Source organism: Williamsia sp. Y721, from assembly GCF_059683565.1.
The window spans coordinates 744,217-762,548 of the sequence record NZ_JCASNH010000002.1 but is presented as its reverse complement, the minus strand read 5'-3'; the positions used below and the strand labels follow the sequence as shown (position 1 = coordinate 762,548).

The 18,332-nt window shown below is 64.0% G+C and carries 15 protein-coding genes and 2 pseudogenes; 8 read left to right on the top strand and 9 right to left on the bottom strand.

Going from position 1 to position 18,332, the window contains the following annotated elements:
* Nucleotides 1–12: 12 nt before the first annotated feature.
* The 3 genes and pseudogenes from rpsR to rpsF form a co-directional block, all read right to left on the bottom strand.
* The gene (gene rpsR / locus AC56PL_RS12300) at nucleotides 13–276 is read right to left on the bottom strand and encodes a 30S ribosomal protein S18 (protein WP_020106984.1); all 264 of its coding nucleotides are present in this window, start codon (nucleotides 274–276) and stop codon (nucleotides 13–15) included.
* Nucleotides 277–343: 67 nt separating this feature from the next.
* Nucleotides 344–886 carry a single-stranded DNA-binding protein gene (locus tag AC56PL_RS12295; protein ID WP_495513956.1) on the bottom strand — a complete coding sequence of 181 codons (543 nt, stop codon included), beginning with the start codon at nucleotides 884–886 and terminating at the stop codon, nucleotides 344–346.
* Nucleotides 887–1,126: 240 nt separating this feature from the next.
* Nucleotides 1,127–1,402, bottom strand: a pseudogene (gene rpsF, locus AC56PL_RS12290) (30S ribosomal protein S6); the annotation flags it as partial.
* A 172-nt stretch (nucleotides 1,403–1,574) separates the two neighbouring features.
* On the opposite strand from rpsF, the gene AC56PL_RS12285 reads away from it, so the two are divergent.
* Both AC56PL_RS12285 and AC56PL_RS12280 read left to right on the top strand, forming a co-directional pair.
* The gene (locus AC56PL_RS12285) at nucleotides 1,575–3,032 is read left to right on the top strand and encodes a hypothetical protein (protein ID WP_495513955.1); all 1,458 of its coding nucleotides are present in this window, start codon (nucleotides 1,575–1,577) and stop codon (nucleotides 3,030–3,032) included.
* Nucleotides 3,029–3,640 carry a GNAT family N-acetyltransferase gene (locus tag AC56PL_RS12280; RefSeq protein ID WP_497153983.1) on the top strand — a complete coding sequence of 204 codons (612 nt, stop codon included), beginning with the start codon at nucleotides 3,029–3,031 and terminating at the stop codon, nucleotides 3,638–3,640. The genes AC56PL_RS12285 and AC56PL_RS12280 overlap by 4 nt, the downstream gene beginning before the upstream one ends.
* Before the next feature lie 11 nt (nucleotides 3,641–3,651).
* Here AC56PL_RS12280 and AC56PL_RS12275 read toward each other — a convergent pair whose 3' ends face one another.
* From AC56PL_RS12275 to AC56PL_RS12265, 3 genes and pseudogenes are all read right to left on the bottom strand, one after another.
* Entirely contained in the window at nucleotides 3,652–5,280 is a 1,629-nt protein-coding gene (locus tag AC56PL_RS12275) for a glycosyltransferase family 87 protein (RefSeq protein WP_497154298.1), read from the bottom strand.
* Nucleotides 5,281–5,371: 91 nt separating this feature from the next.
* Nucleotides 5,372–7,621, bottom strand: a complete 2,250-nt coding sequence (locus AC56PL_RS12270; RefSeq protein WP_497153982.1) for a transglycosylase domain-containing protein — start codon at nucleotides 7,619–7,621, stop codon at nucleotides 5,372–5,374.
* A gap of 101 nt (nucleotides 7,622–7,722) precedes the next feature.
* Nucleotides 7,723–8,112, bottom strand: a pseudogene (locus tag AC56PL_RS12265) (DUF5318 family protein); the annotation flags it as partial.
* A 288-nt stretch (nucleotides 8,113–8,400) separates the two neighbouring features.
* On the opposite strand from AC56PL_RS12265, the gene AC56PL_RS12260 reads away from it, so the two are divergent.
* The 3 genes from AC56PL_RS12260 to AC56PL_RS12250 all read left to right on the top strand — a co-directional run bounded on the left by AC56PL_RS12260 (nucleotide 8,401) and on the right by AC56PL_RS12250 (nucleotide 11,469).
* Entirely contained in the window at nucleotides 8,401–9,042 is a 642-nt protein-coding gene (locus tag AC56PL_RS12260; protein ID WP_495513952.1) for a helix-turn-helix transcriptional regulator, read from the top strand.
* A complete protein-coding gene (locus AC56PL_RS12255) occupies nucleotides 9,035–10,132 on the top strand; it encodes an inositol-3-phosphate synthase (RefSeq protein ID WP_495513951.1) in 1,098 nt (365 codons plus the stop codon). Before AC56PL_RS12260 ends, AC56PL_RS12255 begins: the two co-directional genes overlap by 8 nt.
* 305 nt (nucleotides 10,133–10,437) lie before the next feature.
* On the top strand, nucleotides 10,438–11,469 hold the full coding sequence (locus tag AC56PL_RS12250) for an alcohol dehydrogenase catalytic domain-containing protein (protein WP_497153981.1): 1,032 nt from the start codon (nucleotides 10,438–10,440) through the stop codon (nucleotides 11,467–11,469).
* 24 nt (nucleotides 11,470–11,493) lie between these two features.
* Here the strand turns inward: AC56PL_RS12250 and AC56PL_RS12245 are convergent, their stop codons facing one another.
* Nucleotides 11,494–12,795 carry a TrpB-like pyridoxal phosphate-dependent enzyme gene (locus AC56PL_RS12245; RefSeq protein WP_497153980.1) on the bottom strand — a complete coding sequence of 434 codons (1,302 nt, stop codon included), beginning with the start codon at nucleotides 12,793–12,795 and terminating at the stop codon, nucleotides 11,494–11,496.
* A 93-nt stretch (nucleotides 12,796–12,888) separates the two neighbouring features.
* Here AC56PL_RS12245 and AC56PL_RS12240 point away from each other — a divergent pair, with 93 nt between their 5' ends.
* The 3 genes from AC56PL_RS12240 to AC56PL_RS12230 all read left to right on the top strand — a co-directional run bounded on the left by AC56PL_RS12240 (nucleotide 12,889) and on the right by AC56PL_RS12230 (nucleotide 15,813).
* Complete coding sequence (locus AC56PL_RS12240) at nucleotides 12,889–13,809, top strand: alpha/beta hydrolase (protein ID WP_497154297.1); 921 nt, start codon at nucleotides 12,889–12,891, stop codon at nucleotides 13,807–13,809.
* Nucleotides 13,810–14,002: 193 nt separating this feature from the next.
* Nucleotides 14,003–15,136, top strand: a complete 1,134-nt coding sequence (locus AC56PL_RS12235; protein WP_495513948.1) for an FtsX-like permease family protein — start codon at nucleotides 14,003–14,005, stop codon at nucleotides 15,134–15,136.
* On the top strand, nucleotides 15,133–15,813 hold the full coding sequence (locus AC56PL_RS12230) for an ABC transporter ATP-binding protein (protein WP_497153979.1): 681 nt from the start codon (nucleotides 15,133–15,135) through the stop codon (nucleotides 15,811–15,813). Before AC56PL_RS12235 ends, AC56PL_RS12230 begins: the two co-directional genes overlap by 4 nt.
* 19 nt (nucleotides 15,814–15,832) lie before the next feature.
* On the opposite strand, the gene AC56PL_RS12225 is transcribed toward AC56PL_RS12230, so the two are convergent.
* Complete coding sequence (locus AC56PL_RS12225; RefSeq protein WP_497153978.1) at nucleotides 15,833–17,377, bottom strand: hypothetical protein; 1,545 nt, start codon at nucleotides 17,375–17,377, stop codon at nucleotides 15,833–15,835.
* A gap of 147 nt (nucleotides 17,378–17,524) precedes the next feature.
* The gene (locus AC56PL_RS12220; RefSeq protein WP_497153977.1) at nucleotides 17,525–18,319 is read right to left on the bottom strand and encodes an LLM class F420-dependent oxidoreductase; all 795 of its coding nucleotides are present in this window, start codon (nucleotides 18,317–18,319) and stop codon (nucleotides 17,525–17,527) included.
* Nucleotides 18,320–18,332 lie beyond the last annotated feature (13 nt).

Genomic DNA, 18,332 nt, shown 5'->3' with positions numbered 1-18,332 from the left:
GGTCCTTTCCGCTTATCGAGAGGTCGAAGTGAAGGGCAGCAAGGCAACTTCACGCGAGTTCTTCACCGCGATGGCCACGTCACGCTGATGCTGGACGCAGTTACCGGTGACCCGACGCGAGCGGATCTTGCCACGGTCCGACAGGAAACGACGCAGCAGCGCGGTGTCCTTGTAGTCGATCAGTAGGTTCTTCTCTTTGCAGAAGGTGCAGGCCTTGGCCTTGACAACCTTTTCTGCGCCACGGACCTTCCGTCCGCCTTTAGCTTTTCCAGCCATGTGTACTTACTCCAAAAAATGTTCAGACGGCTCGGGTTTCATCCCGATGGGTGTCTGGAAATGTTCGTCAGAACGGTGGTTCGTCGTCCCCGCCACCAAACGATCCGCTCGCGGGAGCACTGCCCCACGGATCGTCGTTCGATGCAGCTGCACTCGAGTTACCTCCGCCGCCACTGCCACGGTTTCCACCGCCGCCGCTGCCGCCGGACCCGAAGTTGCCGCCACCTCCGCCTGTGCCGCCGCCGCGCGAGGCCCGATTGACCTTTGCGGTGGCGTAGCGAAGTGAGGGACCGATCTCGTCGACCTCTAGTTCCACTATCGTTCGCTTCTCACCCTCACGGGTTTCGTACGACCGCTGCTTGAGCCGGCCGGACACGATCACCCGCGAACCCTTGGTGAGAGACTCGGCAACATTTTCCGCGGCATCGCGCCAAATGTTGCACCGCATGAACAGCGCTTCGCCGTCTTTCCAGTCATTGGTCTGCCGGTCAAACGTCCGCGGCGTCGAAGCCACGGTGAAGTTCGCGACAGCGGCACCGGACGGTGTGAACCGTAGTTCCGGATCGGCTGTCAGGTTTCCAACGACGGTGATGACGGTATCGCCAGCCATGTGTATCTCCCGAGATCAGTTGCGGTTGCGCAGTGGTTTGGGGTCGATGTGCACCGAGCGAGCCCCTTGTTGAGGGGAGCCTAGAACTCGGCACCGACACGCACTAGGACGTTCGCGGAGAACTTTTGGTTCTCTTGGAACACCAGGTAGCTACTTGGCTACCTTCGGCGGCTTGGCCGCAGCCTTGGCAGCGAACTTGGCAGCAATCTTCGCCCGTCGCACCTTGGCCTTTTCGTCCACGCGCATCACCTTGGTGCGGAGCACCGATTCGTTCAGCTTGAGCTGGCGATCGAGCTCGGTAACCGTGGCCGGTTCCGCGTTCAGATCGACGACTGCGTAGATACCCTCGGTGTGCTTGAGGATTTCGTAAGCAAGACGGCGCTTGCCCCAGACATCGACGCCTGCAACATTTCCGCCATCCTGGCGAATCACATTGAGGAAAGTATCCAACGATGGAGCAACAGTTCGCTCATCCAGGTTGGGGTCAAGAATGACCATCAATTCGTAATGACGCATAAGACCTCATCACCTCCTATGGACTAGGTAGGCCACGGACGTTCCGTGGCAGGAGGGTCGCCTGCGTCGGCAACCGAGCCAGGGTACCCCAGATGACGCTGACCAGCGAAATCCTCCCGACCCCCATGGGTGGCAACGGCAACGCGGCACCCCATCTCCTACCCTGTAGCCCATGCCTTCGCCGCCGGTCCCTTCAACATGGGAGCTGACGACCCCCGAAAAACCATCCTGGCGCGTGCGCCTGAGTTCGGGTCGCGGCGAACTGGTTTTGATCCTGCTCATCTCGCTGGTGATCAGCTCGCTGTTCATGTGGCTCGGCTATCTGGGCAAGGCCACCTGCGGCGGAGCGCCGTTTGACGCGTCCGGACGCAGCGCCCACTGGCCGGTGGGGACCGGCGAAATCCTCATGCCGTGCTACTCCGACCTGCAATTCCTCTGGGTCGGCCGCGACATCAACAACCACATCTTCCCGTTCATCCACGGCGGCATCACCGAGAACGGCGTGCTGTACGGCGGCGTTGTCGAATACCCGGTGCTGTCGGGCCTGCTGATGTACATCGGCGCCAGCGGCGCACACACCGATACCGACTTCCTCCTCCAGTCGGCTCTGCTCATCGCACCGTTCGGTGTCCTGATCGTCATCCTTCTCGCCCTGCTGGCGCGCTGGTGGGTGCTGCTGTGGGCTGCAACACCCGCACTGATTCTCTACGCGTTCCACAACTGGGAGCTGCCGGTCGTCGCCACCACCGTGGTCGCGGTGGCGATCATGATCTTCGGCGCGCGGATCAATCCCCGTACCGGACTGCCGTGGCTGTCGCTGCGGACCAGCGCCTTGTGGACGTCGTTTGTCCTGTCGATCGGGTTCTGTCTCAAGATCTATCCCGGACTGTTTGTCTTACCGCTGGCCATCTTCGTGCTGACCCGGGCGATCGGTGCCAAACAGTCAGCCAAGGCCGATCTCGATTGGAAGGGCGCAGGCGGCGTGGTCGGGGTGGCGATCGCGACGGTTGTCGCCGTCCAGTTGCCGTTCATGGTCGCGGGCTTCGAAGGCTGGAAGGCCTCGCTGTCGTTCCAGGGCAAGCGCAAGGCCGACGTGGACACCAACTCCATTTGGTACTGGGGCCTTCGACATCTGACCGGCGACGGACCCAACGATCCGGACAGTCTCTACAACTCGCTCGTCGGCGTGGCCTCACCATTGCTGATCATCGTCGGGATGGCGGCGGCCGTGTGGTTCGGTGTCCGGCACTGGCAGCGCGGCAACGTCTTCCCATGGATCGGGACCAGCGCGGCAATGCTGGCCGCGTTCATGCTCTTCCATAAGGTGCACTCGCCGCAGTACACACTGTGGATCTTGCCCTTCTTCGTGTTGCTCGCCGTCGACTGGCGGATCATCGTTCTCTATCTGATCGGCGATGTCGCACTCGATCTCACCATCTTCCGGATGTTCGGCATCCTCACCCGCGGCGACGACATGACCTGGTGGGTGATGGGTGGCGTGCAGCTCGGTGTCTGGTCGCATGCGCTGTGTCTGCTGATCCTGATCTACCACTTTGTCGGAGCGCCCTTGCGGGTGCCGCCGAAAATCACTTCACCTGAGAAGGTCCCGGAGACTACCGTTCCGGCATGAGCTGGTTCGCGACACCCACCCTGACCGGAACCCGGGTCACCCTGCGCCCGTTGACATTGTCGGACGCGGCCGCGCTGTATGCGGCCGTCGATCGCCCGGAAGCCTACCGATGGACGACGGTCCCGACCGACACCGACAGCGCCACCCGATACATCCAGACCGCGCTCGACACCCCCGATCGGGTGCCGTTCGCTGTGATCGGCCAAGACTCTGACCGGATCGTCGGATCCACCAGTTTCTACGCCGTCGAGCCCGCAAATTGGACGCTCGCCATCGGCCACACCTGGTATTCGACTGCGGTCCAGGGCACAGCGGTCAACCCGGAGGCCAAACTCCTGCTGCTGCAACGGGCCTTCGAGGAACTCGGTGCGGTCCGGGTGGTCTGGCACACCGACGAACGAAACGCCCAGTCGCGGGCCGGGATCGCGAAACTGGGTACCACCTTTGAAGGGCTGCTACGCAAACACCGGCCGCTGCCGGGACCCGCCGAGGAAACCCGCTCGAACGGACCGCGGCCGTCGTTGTGGCGCACCACGGCCCAATACGCGATGACCGACGAGGATTGGCCCGCGGCCAAGAAGGTTCTGGAGCAACGCGTCCTGGGATGACGCCGCCGCGGTCAAGCCCGCGAAACCTCGAACGCTTCGGTGGGCGGATCACTTTCTTGGGCAGCCATTTTGCTCGGCTTGCGTGGCCACGGCATCCGATCCGGCGCGTTGTCCAGAACGCCGCCGCCGGGATCGTCGACCACGACGCTGCGCCAGCCACGGCCACGTCGAACCAGGTCTGCGGTTGGGTGATAGATCTGCCAGATCACCATCGCGCAGAGGGCGATCACGGCAATATCGCGGATCACCACCGCCGACAGGAACCACTGTTCGGGCAGCCCGTCATCGGTTTCCTTGTACAGGTACCACATCATCCGGGGCACCCACACCAGAGCGTCGATCAGCATCCAGCCCAACAGGATTCGGGTGTGCGGCAGAGCCAGCACCGCCAGCGGCACCAGCCACAGTGAGTACTGCGGACTCCAGACCTTGTTCACCAACAGGAACCCGGCCACCGTCAGGAACATCAACTGCGCCAGGCGCGGACGCATCGGGGCCTGGAATCCGATGAACACCACCACAAGACAGACCAGGATGAACAGGCCCATGCTGATGGCGTTGAGCAGAGTCGGCGACTGGCCGGGCTGATTGCCCCACTGATAGCCGGTGATCGCGGAGATGACATTGAACAGGGTGTCGGGGTCGGTACCGCGGTCCGAGTTGTACCGGTAGAACTCGGTCCAGCCGCGGAAGTGGGTGATCATGATCGGCAGATTGATCAACAGCCACGTCGCCACGGTCAACGCCGCGGTCACCAGGAAGTCGCGCACTTTGCCCGCGCGCAGACACAGCACCAGCAACGGGATCAGCAACAACGCCGGATACAGCTTCGCCGACATGCCGATGCCCAGGAAAATGCCTGTGAGCCAAGGGTTTCGCCGTGACCACGCCAGCATCGCAACCGAAAGCGCGGCGATGGCAATGGCGTCGAAATTGGTGAAGATGTGCACGATCACCAGCGGCGATGCCGCGGCCAGCGCCGCAGCCCACACCCGTCGCTGCGCAGTCAGGGCCGTCGCCCAGATGGTCACCAACCAGCACAGGGCCAAGCCCAGCGCCACCAGGTTGAAGAACAGGACCACATTCAGAGCCCCGGGAACACCCCAGTTGTCGTGCGCCCAATCCCAACCGTGCGCGGTCTGCGCCGCTGCGTACATGAACATGCCGGTCAGGACCGGATACTCCATGAACCGCTGCTGCTGACCGCCGGACCCGTCATCCTCATACCAGGATGTCTTGTACGGGAACGCGCCCTCGTCGAGTCGCTCGGCGCTGTACAGCGGAATCGTGTCGGCGTAACACATTGCGGTGTATTGCCGGTGGTTGTCCCAGTCCAGGCCCATGACCCCGGTCTCGGAGTCCGGGGCCTGCTGCAGGCAACCGGCTTTGGCGTACCAACCGAGCGCCAGGAACACCAGAGCGATCAACATCAACACCCGAACCGGGGTCCAGGTTCGGCTCCGGCCGACAACCGCGTGCAGGCCGATCGGGCCACCGATCACCATGCTGCCCGGCGCGACGATGGGATCGGTGCGGCTGGGCAGCTCGCGGGTGGTCACCTCACGGCGATCCGTCGCCGGCTCCGCAGGTGCATCGAACAGGTTCAACGCTTCCGTCGTCTTCGCGTCGGCGAGGTCCACGTCTTGGGCGTGTGTGTCCTGCTCCGGCCCCTGATGTTCCGTCGGCACCGCAGAGCCCCCCGGATCCCCGTCGGTAGCCACGGACCCCCGCCTACGGATTCCTGGTGGGCGGCCCGGCCTCTTCAGACGGCAACTCGGGTTCCGCCTCGGATTCGGGTTCGGGTTCGGTCTCGGTTTCTTCACTGGCCTCACCGCCACCGGGCAGCGGGATCACGATGCCCGGCGCCAACGTCACACCCGGCCGAGACGTCGTCGTCTCCGGCTCCGTGGTCGTCGGAGCCGTACTGCGGGTGGAGGTGGCCGCCGAGGACGTCGGCGGGGCCTCATACGGAATGCCCGAAATGCCACCCACCGCAGCCGGCTTCGGGAAGTCCTCGATCGGCTGGCCGTCGAGCGCGGCGTTCATGGCTGTGCGCCAGATCTGCGCGGGCAGTCCCGAACCGTAGATCGTGGAGCCGTTGTAGTTCACCAACTCGGTGCCGGCGTCGGTGCCGACCCAGACCGCGGTGGACAGCTGCGGCGTGTAGCCGACCATCCAGGCGTCCTTGTTCATGCCGGTGTCACCGAGCTGTGTGGTGCCGGTCTTCGCGGCCGACGGCCGCGAACCACCATCGAGCGCATTGCCGTTGGAGTAAGCGGCGACGGGTTCGAGTGCGGCCGTGGTGTTGTCGGCGACCTCGGCTGGAAGTCGGCGTTCACCCTGATCGTCGGTGCGCTCGAAGAGCACGTCGCCCTGCGAGTTCTCGACCTTCTGCACGAAGTGGGGTGTGTGGTACATCCCCGATGCCGCCAGGGTCGCATACGCCGATGCCATGTCGATGACACGTGAGTCGTATTGTCCCAGCACCACACCGCCTTCGACGCCGGTGCCGTCCTGGTTCTCCAAAGTCGGGGTGCCGTCGGGCCGGGTCTCCGGGATACCGGCGCGGTGGGCGGCATCGGCGACAGCACTCGGTCCGCCGTTGAGGTCCATCATCAGCCGATAGAAGACCGTGTTGAGTGACATCTTCATCGCGGTGGCCAGGTTGCAGGTACCGCAGGACGTGCCATCAGAGTTGTTGATGGTGACACCGCCGGACTCGAACGGCGCCGAACTGTATGTCTTCGACAGCGGGATGCCCTGTTCGAGGGCGGCCACCATCGCGAAGACCTTGAACGACGAACCCGTTTGCAGATCAGCCTGCGCGTAGTCGAATCCGTTGCCGTCGTTGCCACCGAAGTAGCCCCGCACAGCGCCGGTTCGAGGATCGACCGATACCACCGCGGTCCGCAGATCCTTCGGTTCACCGTCCAGCGAACCGTTGGCCGCGTCGACGTTTGCGGCCTGCACCTGCGGGTCGATGGTCGTGCTGATCTTCAGGCCGCCGGTACGGATCTCGTCTTCGGAGATGTCGAGGCCACCCAATTCGGCGAGTACCTGCCGTTTGATGAGCCCGTTGGGTCCATCGCTGGCCGGATCACCGGTTTGCGCCTGCTGCTCGACCACGTTCGGGTACTGCTGGGCGGCAGCCTCGTCCTTGGTGATCGCCTTGGTGGTGACCATTCCGTCGAGCACGTACTGCCAGCGGACCTGCGCTGCTTCGAGATTGGTGGCCGGGTCGTAGTACGAAGGGGACCGGATCGAGCTGGCGAGCACTGCCGACTCGGACAACGTGATGTCACGGATGTCCTTGTTGAAGTAAGCCTTTGACGCCGCTGCGACACCGTAGGCGCCACGACCGAAGTAGATGGTGTTGAGGTAGGCGGCCATGATCTCGGGCTTGGACCACTCGTTGGCCATCTTGGTGGAGATCGCCAACTCACGGAACTTGCGCTGGTAGCTGGCCTCGTCGCCGGTGAGCACGTTCTTCACGTACTGCTGGGTGATCGTCGACCCACCGCCTGCACTCTCGTTGCCGGTGATCTTGCCGAGCGCGGCACGGCCGTATCCGCTGATCGAGAAACCCGCGTTCTCTTCGAACTCGCGGTCCTCGGCGGCGATGACGGCCTGCTGGAGCACCAGCGGGATGTCCTCGATGGGGACATCGGTGCGATTGCCCTCGGCCGGCACGATCCTGGCGATCTCGCCCCCGTTGGTATCGACCACCGTCGCGATCTGACTCTGCTTGATGTCACCAGGGGCGGGCACCGCCACATCGGCATAGGTGACAAGGAACACTGCCCCCATCACCAGCGCGAAGCCGGGCACCAGTGCACCACCGAGCCCGAGGATCCACGCGACGGCTTTCTGCCACGCGCGCTTCTTCTGCACCGGACTCCGACCGGGGGACGCAGATTGCCTGGCGTCACCGTTGCCGGTGGTCCAACCAGATCGATTCGGTCCGTCAGGGCCGTTGCTCACAGATACTTCTCCATACCTTCAGTGCCCATTCCTGCTGGGCCTTTATCGGCGTCCGCCTTCGCGGATCCACCGGTAGTCGTGTCGTTCGATGCCCGTCCGCCGGCAACCCGACGGGTCCGCCGTACGGGCGGTCGCGGTGGCAATCCCGACACGTACGACTGGACCAGATGGTTCCAGCTGCACGTGCGGCACACCTCCACCACATGTACCGAAAATTCTTCCTGGCTCGCTGCCAGGCGCTGAATCTCTTCATTTGTACGGGCCGAACCTGAAACCTGTCCAAGTTTCTCGCCGAACACCCACGAAACGATCGTGACCTGCTCTTTTCGGCAGATCGGGCATCGTTCCGAGCTGGTCAGCCCATGAAACTTGGCCGCCCGCAGCAGATAGGGGCTGGCATCGCAGACCTCGGCCACACCGGTACGCCCGGCGTAGACCTCGGCCAGCCGGGACTTCCGCTGTAACGCGTAGTCCACCACCTGTCGCTGCATCGGCACTCGTCAAGAGTACGTGGCTCCGACCAGCACGCGGTCGTGGTTGTCCGGCGATGTCACTTTCAGTGCAGTCCACGGTCTGTTCATCGAGCGGTCCGAAATAGTCGTCGACCGTGCCGAACTTGTCCGTTTCCGCGATGGTCTCGGCCCGCTCGGAGGCCGGTTCCACACACGATTGCGCAGGTCAGCACACTTTAGGGTACCGGTTATATCGGCGCGATACATACGTGTGTAGCATCAGGCTTACAGGTTTCTGAAACACGTCGGATGGAGGTGTGACCGAATATGCTCGAACTCGCAGTACTCGGCTTGCTCCTCGAGTCTCCGATGCACGGCTACGAGCTGCGCAAGCGGCTCACCGGCCTGCTCGGCGCATTCCGCGCGTTTTCGTATGGATCGCTGTACCCGTCGCTGCGCCGAATGCAGGCAGACGGTTTGATCGCTGAGGATTCGGGCGCACCGGGAACTCTGAAGCGACGCGCTCGTCGCGTCTACGCATTGACCCCGAAGGGACGGGAGCGGTTCGCCGAACTGCTCGCAGACACCGGCCCGCAGAACTACACCGACGATGGCTTCGGAGTGCACCTCGCATTCTTCAGCCGGACTCCCGCCGAGGCTCGCATGCGAATCCTCGAGGGTCGGCGCCGGCAAGTGGAAGAACGCCGCGAGGGTCTCCGAGAGGCTGTCGGTCGTTCGAACCGCACAGTCGATCGTTACACCAAGCAGCTCCATCAGTTGAGTCTCGAGTCGAGCGAACGAGAAGTCCGCTGGCTCAACGAGCTCATCGCCGCCGAGGGCTCGGAACGGACCGAGGATTCGACTGAGACGTCGAGGAATCCCGGACCGTTGCCTTCGGAAACGGTCTTTGCAGAACCCGAAACAACCTCAGTAACACCACACAAAGAAGGGGAACCCGACCATGGGTGACAACAATTCAATTCGCGTGGCGATTGTTGGCGTGGGAAACTGCGCCTCATCCCTGGTCCAGGGCGTGCAGTACTACAAGGATGCCGACGAGAACGCCAACGTTCCCGGCCTCATGCATGTGAAGTTCGGTAAGTACCACGTCCGCGACGTCAACTTTGTCGCCGCGTTCGACGTGGACGCCAAGAAGGTCGGCTTCGACCTCTCGGACGCCATCTTCTCCAGCGAGAACAACACCATCAAGATCGCTGACGTGCCGCCGACCGGCGTCAACGTCCTGCGCGGGCACACCCTGGACGGACTCGGCAAGTACTACCGCGAGACCATCACCGAGGCTGACGGCGACGGCGTCGACGTGGTCCAGGTCCTCAAGGACAACAAGGTCGACGTACTCGTCTCGTACCTGCCGGTCGGATCCGAACAGGCCGACAAGTTCTACGCACAGTGCTGCATCGACGCCAACGTCGCGTTCGTCAACGCACTGCCCGTCTTCATCGCCAGCGACCCGGTCTGGGCCAAGAAGTTCACCGACGCCGGTGTTCCGATCGTCGGCGACGACATCAAGAGCCAGGTTGGTGCCACCATCACCCACCGCGTCATGGCGAAGCTGTTCGAAGATCGTGGCGTCACGCTCGATCGCACGTACCAGCTGAACGTCGGCGGCAACATGGACTTCAAGAACATGCTCGAGCGTGAGCGCCTGGAGTCCAAGAAGGTCTCGAAGACGCAGGCTGTGACCTCCAACCTGACCGGTGCCCTGGCCAACAAGATCGAGGACAAGAACGTCCACATCGGACCTTCGGACCACGTCGCGTGGCTCGATGACCGCAAGTGGGCCTACGTCCGCCTCGAAGGCCGCGCCTTCGGTGACGTTCCGCTGAGCCTCGAGTACAAGCTCGAGGTCTGGGACTCCCCCAACTCGGCAGGCATCATCATCGACGCCGTGCGCGCCGCCAAGATCGCCAAGGACCGTGGCATCGGTGGACCGATCCTGCCGGCTTCGGCCTACCTGATGAAGAGCCCGCCGGAGCAGCTCGCCGACGACGTCGCGCGCGAGCAGCTCGAAGCCTTCATCATCGGGGCCGATTCCTGACAAGCAGAATCGGGATCGGTGCAGACGCCTGATCTGAGGTCACCAGACCCGGTCGGCAACTGACACAAACCAAGAGCCGCACACCTTTTCGAAGGTGTGCGGCTCTTGGCGTTTGACCTTTGTCGAACACAATCGAATGGTGCGACCAGACGCCTACAATATGTCGAAGGTGCACCAAGGCCTTGAAGTCGGCGTAGATCCAGGTAAACGCCTGTTGGCCCGGTACCAGGAAGTCAGATTCCGGCATATCCAACACTTGCTCGTCAAGTGGATCGGCGAGGAAGTCGACTGAGAGGTCTACGACCATGCAAGCCTTGCAATACCGTGAAATCGGAGCCCGGCCCGAAGTCGTCGAGATCGACAAGCCATTACCGGGCGCCGGCGAGGTACTCCTGCGGATGACCGCCGCCGGAGCCTGTCACTCCGATGAGTTCATCATGTCGACTCCTGCGGATCAGTATGCGTTTCAACCACTTCCGCTGACACTCGGACATGAGGGCGCCGGAATCGTCGAAGCACTCGGGCCGGGGGCCACCGGGGTCGAAGTGGGGCAATCCGTACTCGTCTACGGACCCTGGGGCTGCGGACTGTGCTATCCGTGTTCGCAGGGCAGCGAGAACAACTGCATTCACGGCATCAAGGCACCCGGTATCTACCGGCCTGGCGCAATGGCCGAATACATGATTGTCGACGACAGCCGTCATCTGGTGCCGCTGGGCGAACTCGATCCCATCTCCAGCGTCTCGCTCACCGATGCCGGATTGACGCCGTATCACGCTGTGAAACCGACGATCTCGAAGCTGGTACCGGGCACCACAGCGCTCGTCATCGGTGTCGGCGGACTCGGCCACGTGGGTGTACAACTCCTCAAAGCGCTCACACAAGCGAGGATCATCGCGGTCGATATCGCCCCCGAGAGTATCGAGCACGCAGTGCAACTCGGAGCCGACCACGCCTTCGCATCGGACGCCGCGGCCGCCGGCCGCATCCGCGACATCACCGGTGGACGCGGGGTCGACGCCGCCTTCGATTTCGTCGGTGCACAGGTCACCGCCGACCTCGCGCAGGCATCGATAGCCGTTGACGGCGAGATCGCGATGGTCGGCGTGAGCACCGGCGCAGTACCGGTCGGCTACCTCACCGTTCCCTTCGATGTCTCGGTGCGGGTGGTCAATTGGGGCACGAGGCCCGAACTGATCGAAGTCGTCGAACTGGCTCGTCGGGGCGCGATCGAGATCGCGGTGGAGGAGTTCTCCATGGCCGACGCACCTGTCGCGTACGAACGACTCCACGCAGGCAAGATCCGCGGACGGGGTGTGGTCGTTCCGACCCGGTAGCCCCGCCCGCGGACCACCAGATTGCTACATCGTTCCGTTCAAGAACGCCGAGTAGGCGGGCAGGTCGAGTTGGCCGTGTCCGCTCAGCCCGATGACGATGACCTCTTCTCTGTCCGAATCACGCACGCGGTCAACGGCTGCGGCGATCGCGTGGGTCGATTCCGGTGCGGGCACGATGCCTTGCGTCCGGGCAAACAGAACGCCTGCGGCGAACGCGTCCTTCTGCTCGATCGCGATGCCATCGACGAATCCGAGTTCGACGGTGTGGCTCAGTGCCGGTGACATCCCGTGATAGCGCAGGCCGCCGGCATGGATGGGATCGGGCACGAAGTCCATACCCAGCGTATGCATCTTCAGCAGCGGCGTCAGACCCGCGACATCGCCGTGGTCGTAGCGGTATTCACCCTTGGTGATCGACGGGCAGGCGGACGGCTCCGCGGCGATGATCTTCGGATTCGACCGGCCGTGGATCTGCTCGCGGATGAACGGGAACGCCAGGCCGGCCAGGTTGGAACCACCACCGGCACAACCGAAGACGTAGTCGGCGCCGCCGGACTCCACCAGGGCGAGCTGATCGACGGCTTCGAGCCCGATCACACTCTGATGCAGCACAACATGATTGAGAACGCTACCGAGCGCATACCGCGCACCGGGATCCTTCACCGCCGCCTCGACTGCCTCACTGACCGCCATCCCGAGACTGCCGGTGGTATCGGGTGTCGCCTTCAGGATTGCGCGGCCGGCCTCGGTCAGCTCCGATGGGCTCGAATGCAGTGTCCCGCCGTACGTCTCGATGAGGTAACCGCGGTAGGGCTTCGACTCATAGGAGGCCCGGACCTGCCACACCTCGACGTCGATGCCGAACAGCGCGCCCGCGAAAGCCAACGCGCTACCCCACTGACCGGCACCGGTTTCGGTGGTCAGGCGGGTGACGCCGTCCACCGAGTTGTAATAGGCCTGGGCCACTGCGGAGTTGGTCTTGTGACTACCGACCGGGCTCACGCCCTCGTACTTCACGTAGATCCTAGCCTTGGTGTTCAGCGCCTCCTCGAAACGCCGGGCCCTGATCAGCGGCGAGGGCCGCCACATCTTGTAGATCTCGCGAACCGGCTCGGGGATCTCGATGTAGGTCTCCGTCGACACCTCCTGCGCGATGAGTCCCGACGGGAACAACGGCGCGAGATCGTCGGGGCCCACCGGCTCCTTCGTGCCGGGATGCAGATGCGACGGAATCGGCTCGGGCAACTCCGCTGCCAGGTTGTACCAGTGTGTCGGGACGTCCACGCTGATCAGGTCGCGATTGGCTTCGGGGGTCTGGATGGTCATGCCCACGACTTTAGGCGTTGCCGCGTCGACGGTCACGGGGGTTACGCCGAAACCGAGACGTTCGGAGGCCGAGCCCGGATAGCATCCGACATGATGATCAACCGGATCCGAAATCGCGAGGCATTCGACCCTGACCTGCGCCTGCACTCGTTGTTGGTACCGCAGCACCTGGTCGGGCCCCGGACGGTTCCGGCGATCCGGTGGTTGTCCAAACTGATCCGCGGCAGTTCCGCCGCCACCGTCCACCAGATTGCACCGGGTGTGAGCGTGCGGTTGTTCCGGCCGACAAAACCGGCCGCGGTCCCGGGACCGGGTGTCCTGTGGATCCACGGCGGCGGCATGGTGATCGGCACCGCGGCCCAGGACGATGCCACCTGCAGACATTTCGCCGACGCCGTTGGCGCGACGGTGGCATCTGTCGAGTACCGGCTCGCCCCGGAGCACCCCTATCCCATCCCCGCGGAAGACTGTTACGCCGCGCTCCGATGGCTTGCCGAACGACCCGAGGTCGACGCCGACCGGATCGTGGTCGCCGGTGCCAGCGCCGGTGGCGGATTGGCCGCGACGGTTGCGGCCTTTGCCCGTGACCGCGGCGGGATCACCCCGATGCTGCAGTTGCTGGTCTACCCGATGCTCGACAACCGCTCGGTCACGCCCGATGAGAACCACCGGCTCTGGGACGCGACGAGCAACCGGTACGGCTGGGACAGTTACCTCGGCGACGCCTCACCCGAGATTGCGGTCCCCGCCCGCCGCACTGACCTGACCGGTCTGGCCCCGGCGTGGATCGGCGTCGGATCACTCGATCTCTTCCTCGAGGAAGACGAAACCTATGCCGAGCGGTTGCGAGAAGCCGGGGTGCCCTGCACGTTCATCGTGATCCCTGGCGCGTTCCACGGATTCGACATGGTCGCCAACCGCGCCCGCGTCGCCCGAGACTTCTTGGCCGCCCAGACCGACGCCATCCGCGAGGCACTCCGTACCCGCGACCGGTCGAAACCGTCCGACGAGTGAACGGTAGAACCGGCCCCAGCGAGTACTACCGCCCGTAGTAGGGTGGCTCGACGGAACAATTCGGACGCCGCGTTCTCGGATCGACAGTGCGGGAAGGGCCCCGGACGGACTGCTCCGACTGCCCACGTCACCCGACTGGTCGACGGCAATATGAGCCGCCGTTTGTCGGTGCTCACCCGCAAGGAGTTTTCCGATGTTCCTCGCAATTCGCGAACTGATCTACGCCCGGACCCGGTTCTTGTTGATGGGGGCGGTCGTCGCGTTGATCTCGGTCCTCATGGTGATTCTTTCCGGATTGTCCACGGGCCTGGTCGACGATGGTGTCTCCGGCCTTCAGCGCAGCCCGGTACAGGCATTTGCATTCGCCCAGGGCACGAAGGCCGACTCGGCGTTCTCCCGGTCGGTTGTCACCCGGACGCAGGCCGAGACGTGGGCGCAGCAGCCCGATGTCGAACACGCCGAACTGATGGGCAACTCGATTGTCAATGCGCACAACAGTGATGGCACGCCCGTCGACCTGACACTGTTCGGCGTGACTCCCGGTTCGTTTCTCGAACCCGACGCCGCCGAGGGCACCGCCATCGCCGGACCAAACGACATCATCGTCAGCTCAACTGCCCGCGACGAGGGTGTCGAGATCGGCGACCGCATCACGATCGATCGCATCGGCACCGAGCTCAATGTTGTTGGATTCACCTCGGACAAGCGCACATTCGGCCACGTCGACATCGCCTATGTCCCCCTGACCACCTGGCAGGAGATCAACAGCGGCGGCGCCAACAGCGACGGCTCTTTCGACCCTCGAATCTACGACGAGGCCAGTGTGGTCGCGATCGAAGGAACCTCGAACCAGCTGCCCGACTTGGCTTCCGGTGACACCGCGGCCGGCACGTCGTCAAAGAGCCTCGAGGACTCGTTCGATTCTTCACCCGGATACGCGGCGGAGACGATGACCATGTCGATGATCACCGTGTTCCTCTACGCGATCTCCGCGCTGGTGGTCGGCGCCTTCTTCACGATCTGGACCGTGCAACGTACGCGAGAACTTGCGCTCCTACGCGCACTCGGTGCCTCGACGCCGTACCTGCTCAGGGACAGCATCCTGCAGGCAACATTTGTCCTTCTCGGCTCTGTCGCCGTGGGAGTCGGCATCGGGGTCGGGTTCGGATCCGGCCTCAGCGGAACCGGGATGCCCTTCTCCATGCAAACCGGGCCCATTCTCCAGGGCGCTGTCCTGCTGATCGTCCTGGGTCTACTCGGCGCGGCCGTCGCAGTGATCCGAGTCGCCCGCATCAATCCACTCACCGCCCTGGGGGAAAACCGATGACCACCACTCGCACCGCAGGCCTCGAACTCCGTGACGTCACATTGACATTCGGCGACGGCGACAGTTCGATCACCGCCCTGAACAACGTGAACCTACAGGTCACACCCGGCGAGCTGGTTGCGATTGTCGGGCCTTCCGGGTCCGGCAAGTCGACCCTGCTCGCGGTTGCCGGCGGGCTGACGGTACCCACCACGGGTTCGGTTCACCTGGCCGGTACCGACCTGAGCACGGTTCCGGCGAAGAAGCTGACGAAGATCCGCCGCGACCACATCGGGTTCGTATTCCAGACCGCCAACCTGGTGCCGTCGCTGACCACGCTCGATCAACTGCGACTGATGCCCACGATCACCGGGCGTCCCGGTCGCGATCCCCTCCCGCTGCTGGAGGCCGTCGGTATGAGTCACCGCCTCGACAAGCGGCCCGGTCAGTTGTCCGGTGGCGAACGACAGCGGGTGGGTATCGCCCGGGCACTCGTCACCGAGCCGTCGTTGCTACTCGTCGACGAACCGACCGCCGCGCTCGACCGTAAGCGCAGCCACGAGGTGGTGCAGGTGCTCGCCGAAGAGACGCACCGCGCAAACGTTGCCACCATCATGGTGACCCACGATCACGACGTCCTCTCCCACTGCGATCGGGTCGTCGAGATGATCGACGGGCGCCTCACGCCAGTGCGTTGACGTCCCGGGGGGTGCGCGCCTAATAGATCGCGACGCGGTCCGGGTCGAAATAGTGCCCGACCCGACGGGCATTGAGTTGTCGGAAGATCTCACCGGCCGCCGACGGCCAGGCCGACGTGGTCACCGATTCACTGGCCCGCAGGACCGTCACGGTGATCAGCGCGACGTGGCCGAGCGGGGTGTCGAAACCGCTTGGCGCGCCCCACCCCTTGTTGCCCAGAAGGACGCCGGCGGTGCCGTTCACCAGCCATTCCCGCGGGCCCGTCAGGCCCGGTAGTTCCACGTACACCGCCTCGGGTGCGGCCGTGATCGAGCGGACGAAATCGGAACCATCGGTGGCCGCCCGTTCCGCAACCGCCGACAGCACCCCGAAAAGCCAGTGCTCACGGGCACTCTCGTCGGCCCGGAGCCCCGGTTCGATCGACTCCAGGAAGAACTCCGCTCCCACACCGAGCATCGAGCCACCCGCCACCGGGCCATAAGCGGTACTGGTTCCACCGCCGGTCAGACTTGGTGCCGACAGTCCGTCGGTGGCGAGCAGCGTGGTTCGATCGCGCCGCACCGCCCGGAAGGCCCGGGTACCGCCCGGCCAGAGCACACCTCCGGCGTCAAGCGGCGCGAGCAGCGACTCGTACACGTGCCCGACGCTGCGCCACAGGTTGTCTCGGGCCGTTTGGGCCTCGCGTGCACCCGGCACATCCGCGGTGGACTCCGGTTCGCCTCGATTCGCGACCGCAATACCGCCGTACTGCACCGGGGTCGGCGCGGAGGGCACCTGGTTCGCCTGATGTGCGCGCTGGAATGCACGTTGGGTGAAGGCCAACTCGTTCGCGTCGGGAGTCATTGCCGGCGTGGGGATCTCGACAAATCCGTCATCGGCGACGAGGAAGATCAGTCGCATCTGGCCGCCGGCCCGAGCCGGGTCGGAGGGCGCCTGGGTGAAGACCCGCCAGCCCGCCTGAATGCGTTGCGCGGTCAGGGAATACAGATTGTGGCCGACAAAGTTCACCCGCCGTGCGCGAATGAAATCGAGTGCGATGGCCACCGCAGACGCAGGATCGGTCGCGTGCGTAGGCACCGAACCCGGGGCAGGGAACGGAAAGTACGTCCCTGACAACAACTGCGCCAACGATATGCCACCGACGTAATCGATCAGCCATTGCGGCGCGGTCCGTGGGTATCGGAGCAGATCATCCCGATAGGAGTCCGGGTCGAAGATCAGGCCCGCATCGATGGGTCCCATCTCACCGTGATCGTAGTGAACCACCGGTGGGGCGGCGCTCAGCGTGATCTCCATGGTGAGCGCCGCGTCGTGCCCGGCCTGGTAGCGGCCCACCCGCAGATCTCGGGCCAGTTCCAGCGCAACCGGCGGCGCCGGAACCGGGGTTGGCGGCACCTGACCGAAGTAGGTGAGCGTGTACCGCGTCGCGGTTCCGGCGAAGCTGAAACAGATCCTCGCGCCGACGGCCCCGGGAGGCGCCGCGGCCTGGACAGACTGCCCGATGGCGGCGATGAACTCGGCTTCAGGCAACAGGCGAGCCTGCGATGTCGACCAGTACGTCACCGCAAACCCACCTCGCTACCTGACTTGCCGGGCCATTTGAGATGCCGCAGCGGCATCCTCATCTGACGTTTGTCGACCATTATCGCCGAAGAATGCCCACCCGCGGCATGACCGGGGTGGGCAATCGACTTGCGGGGTTTGCCGACGCTACGCGCCGTTGCGCCGATCTCGCCACGCACACATCTTGGTGGCCAGCGACAGATCGTAATCCGGGCCGTTCACTCCGATGGTGAACAGTGTGACGCCCTCATCGGCGAGGCTCTCGGCCAGCGCGATGGCGGCCTCGGGGTTTTCGGCCGCGGACAACTCGCTCGACCGGACGATCTCGTTCGGATCGCGTCCGATTGCGGCGCAGTGCCCGGCCAGGACCTGCGCCTTGTGGCGGTAGATCTCCACATCGACAAACGAATGCCAGATGTGGGCGTGCTCGGCCACGTACTTCAGCGTCTTCTTCTCGCCGCCCCCGCCGATCAGGATCGGGATCTCGCGGGTCGGTGCGGGGTTGAGTTTGCCGAACCGGTCCTTGATCCGCGGCAGGGCCTCGCCGAGCGCATCGAGCCGGCCACCTGCGGTGCCGAACTCGTATCCGTACTCGGTGTAGTCGCGCTCGAACCAGCCTGATCCGATTCCCAGGATCAGTCGTCCACCCGAGATGTGGTCGACCGTTCGGGCCATATCGGCGAGCAGCTCCGGATTCCGGTAACTGTTGCAGGTGACCAGCGCACCGATCTGGATGTTCGAGGTCTGCTCCGCCCACGCGCCGAGCATCGTCCAGCACTCGAAGTGCTCACCGTCGCGCTCACCGTAGAGCGGGAAGAAATGATCCCAGTTGAACGCCATGTCGACCCCGGCATCCTCTGCCCGAAGGACTGCGTCGCGGATGTCTGAGTACTGGGCGTGTTGTGGTTGCAGCTGAACAGCAATCTGGATAGGTGCGGTCATGAATCCAGTCTGC

Coding starts and splice junctions, on each gene's coding strand:
- rpsR (WP_020106984.1), bottom strand. CDS start 276: ATGGCTGGAAAAGCTAAAGGCGGACGGAAGGTCCGTGGCGCAGAAAAG.
- AC56PL_RS12295 (WP_495513956.1), bottom strand. CDS start 886: ATGGCTGGCGATACCGTCATCACCGTCGTTGGAAACCTGACAGCCGAT.
- AC56PL_RS12285 (WP_495513955.1), top strand. CDS start 1,575: ATGCCTTCGCCGCCGGTCCCTTCAACATGGGAGCTGACGACCCCCGAA.
- AC56PL_RS12280 (WP_497153983.1), top strand. CDS start 3,029: ATGAGCTGGTTCGCGACACCCACCCTGACCGGAACCCGGGTCACCCTG.
- AC56PL_RS12260 (WP_495513952.1), top strand. CDS start 8,401: ATGCTCGAACTCGCAGTACTCGGCTTGCTCCTCGAGTCTCCGATGCAC.
- AC56PL_RS12255 (WP_495513951.1), top strand. CDS start 9,035: ATGGGTGACAACAATTCAATTCGCGTGGCGATTGTTGGCGTGGGAAAC.
- AC56PL_RS12250 (WP_497153981.1), top strand. CDS start 10,438: ATGCAAGCCTTGCAATACCGTGAAATCGGAGCCCGGCCCGAAGTCGTC.
- AC56PL_RS12245 (WP_497153980.1), bottom strand. CDS start 12,795: ATGACCATCCAGACCCCCGAAGCCAATCGCGACCTGATCAGCGTGGAC.
- AC56PL_RS12240 (WP_497154297.1), top strand. CDS start 12,889: ATGATCAACCGGATCCGAAATCGCGAGGCATTCGACCCTGACCTGCGC.
- AC56PL_RS12235 (WP_495513948.1), top strand. CDS start 14,003: ATGTTCCTCGCAATTCGCGAACTGATCTACGCCCGGACCCGGTTCTTG.
- AC56PL_RS12230 (WP_497153979.1), top strand. CDS start 15,133: ATGACCACCACTCGCACCGCAGGCCTCGAACTCCGTGACGTCACATTG.
- AC56PL_RS12220 (WP_497153977.1), bottom strand. CDS start 18,319: ATGACCGCACCTATCCAGATTGCTGTTCAGCTGCAACCACAACACGCC.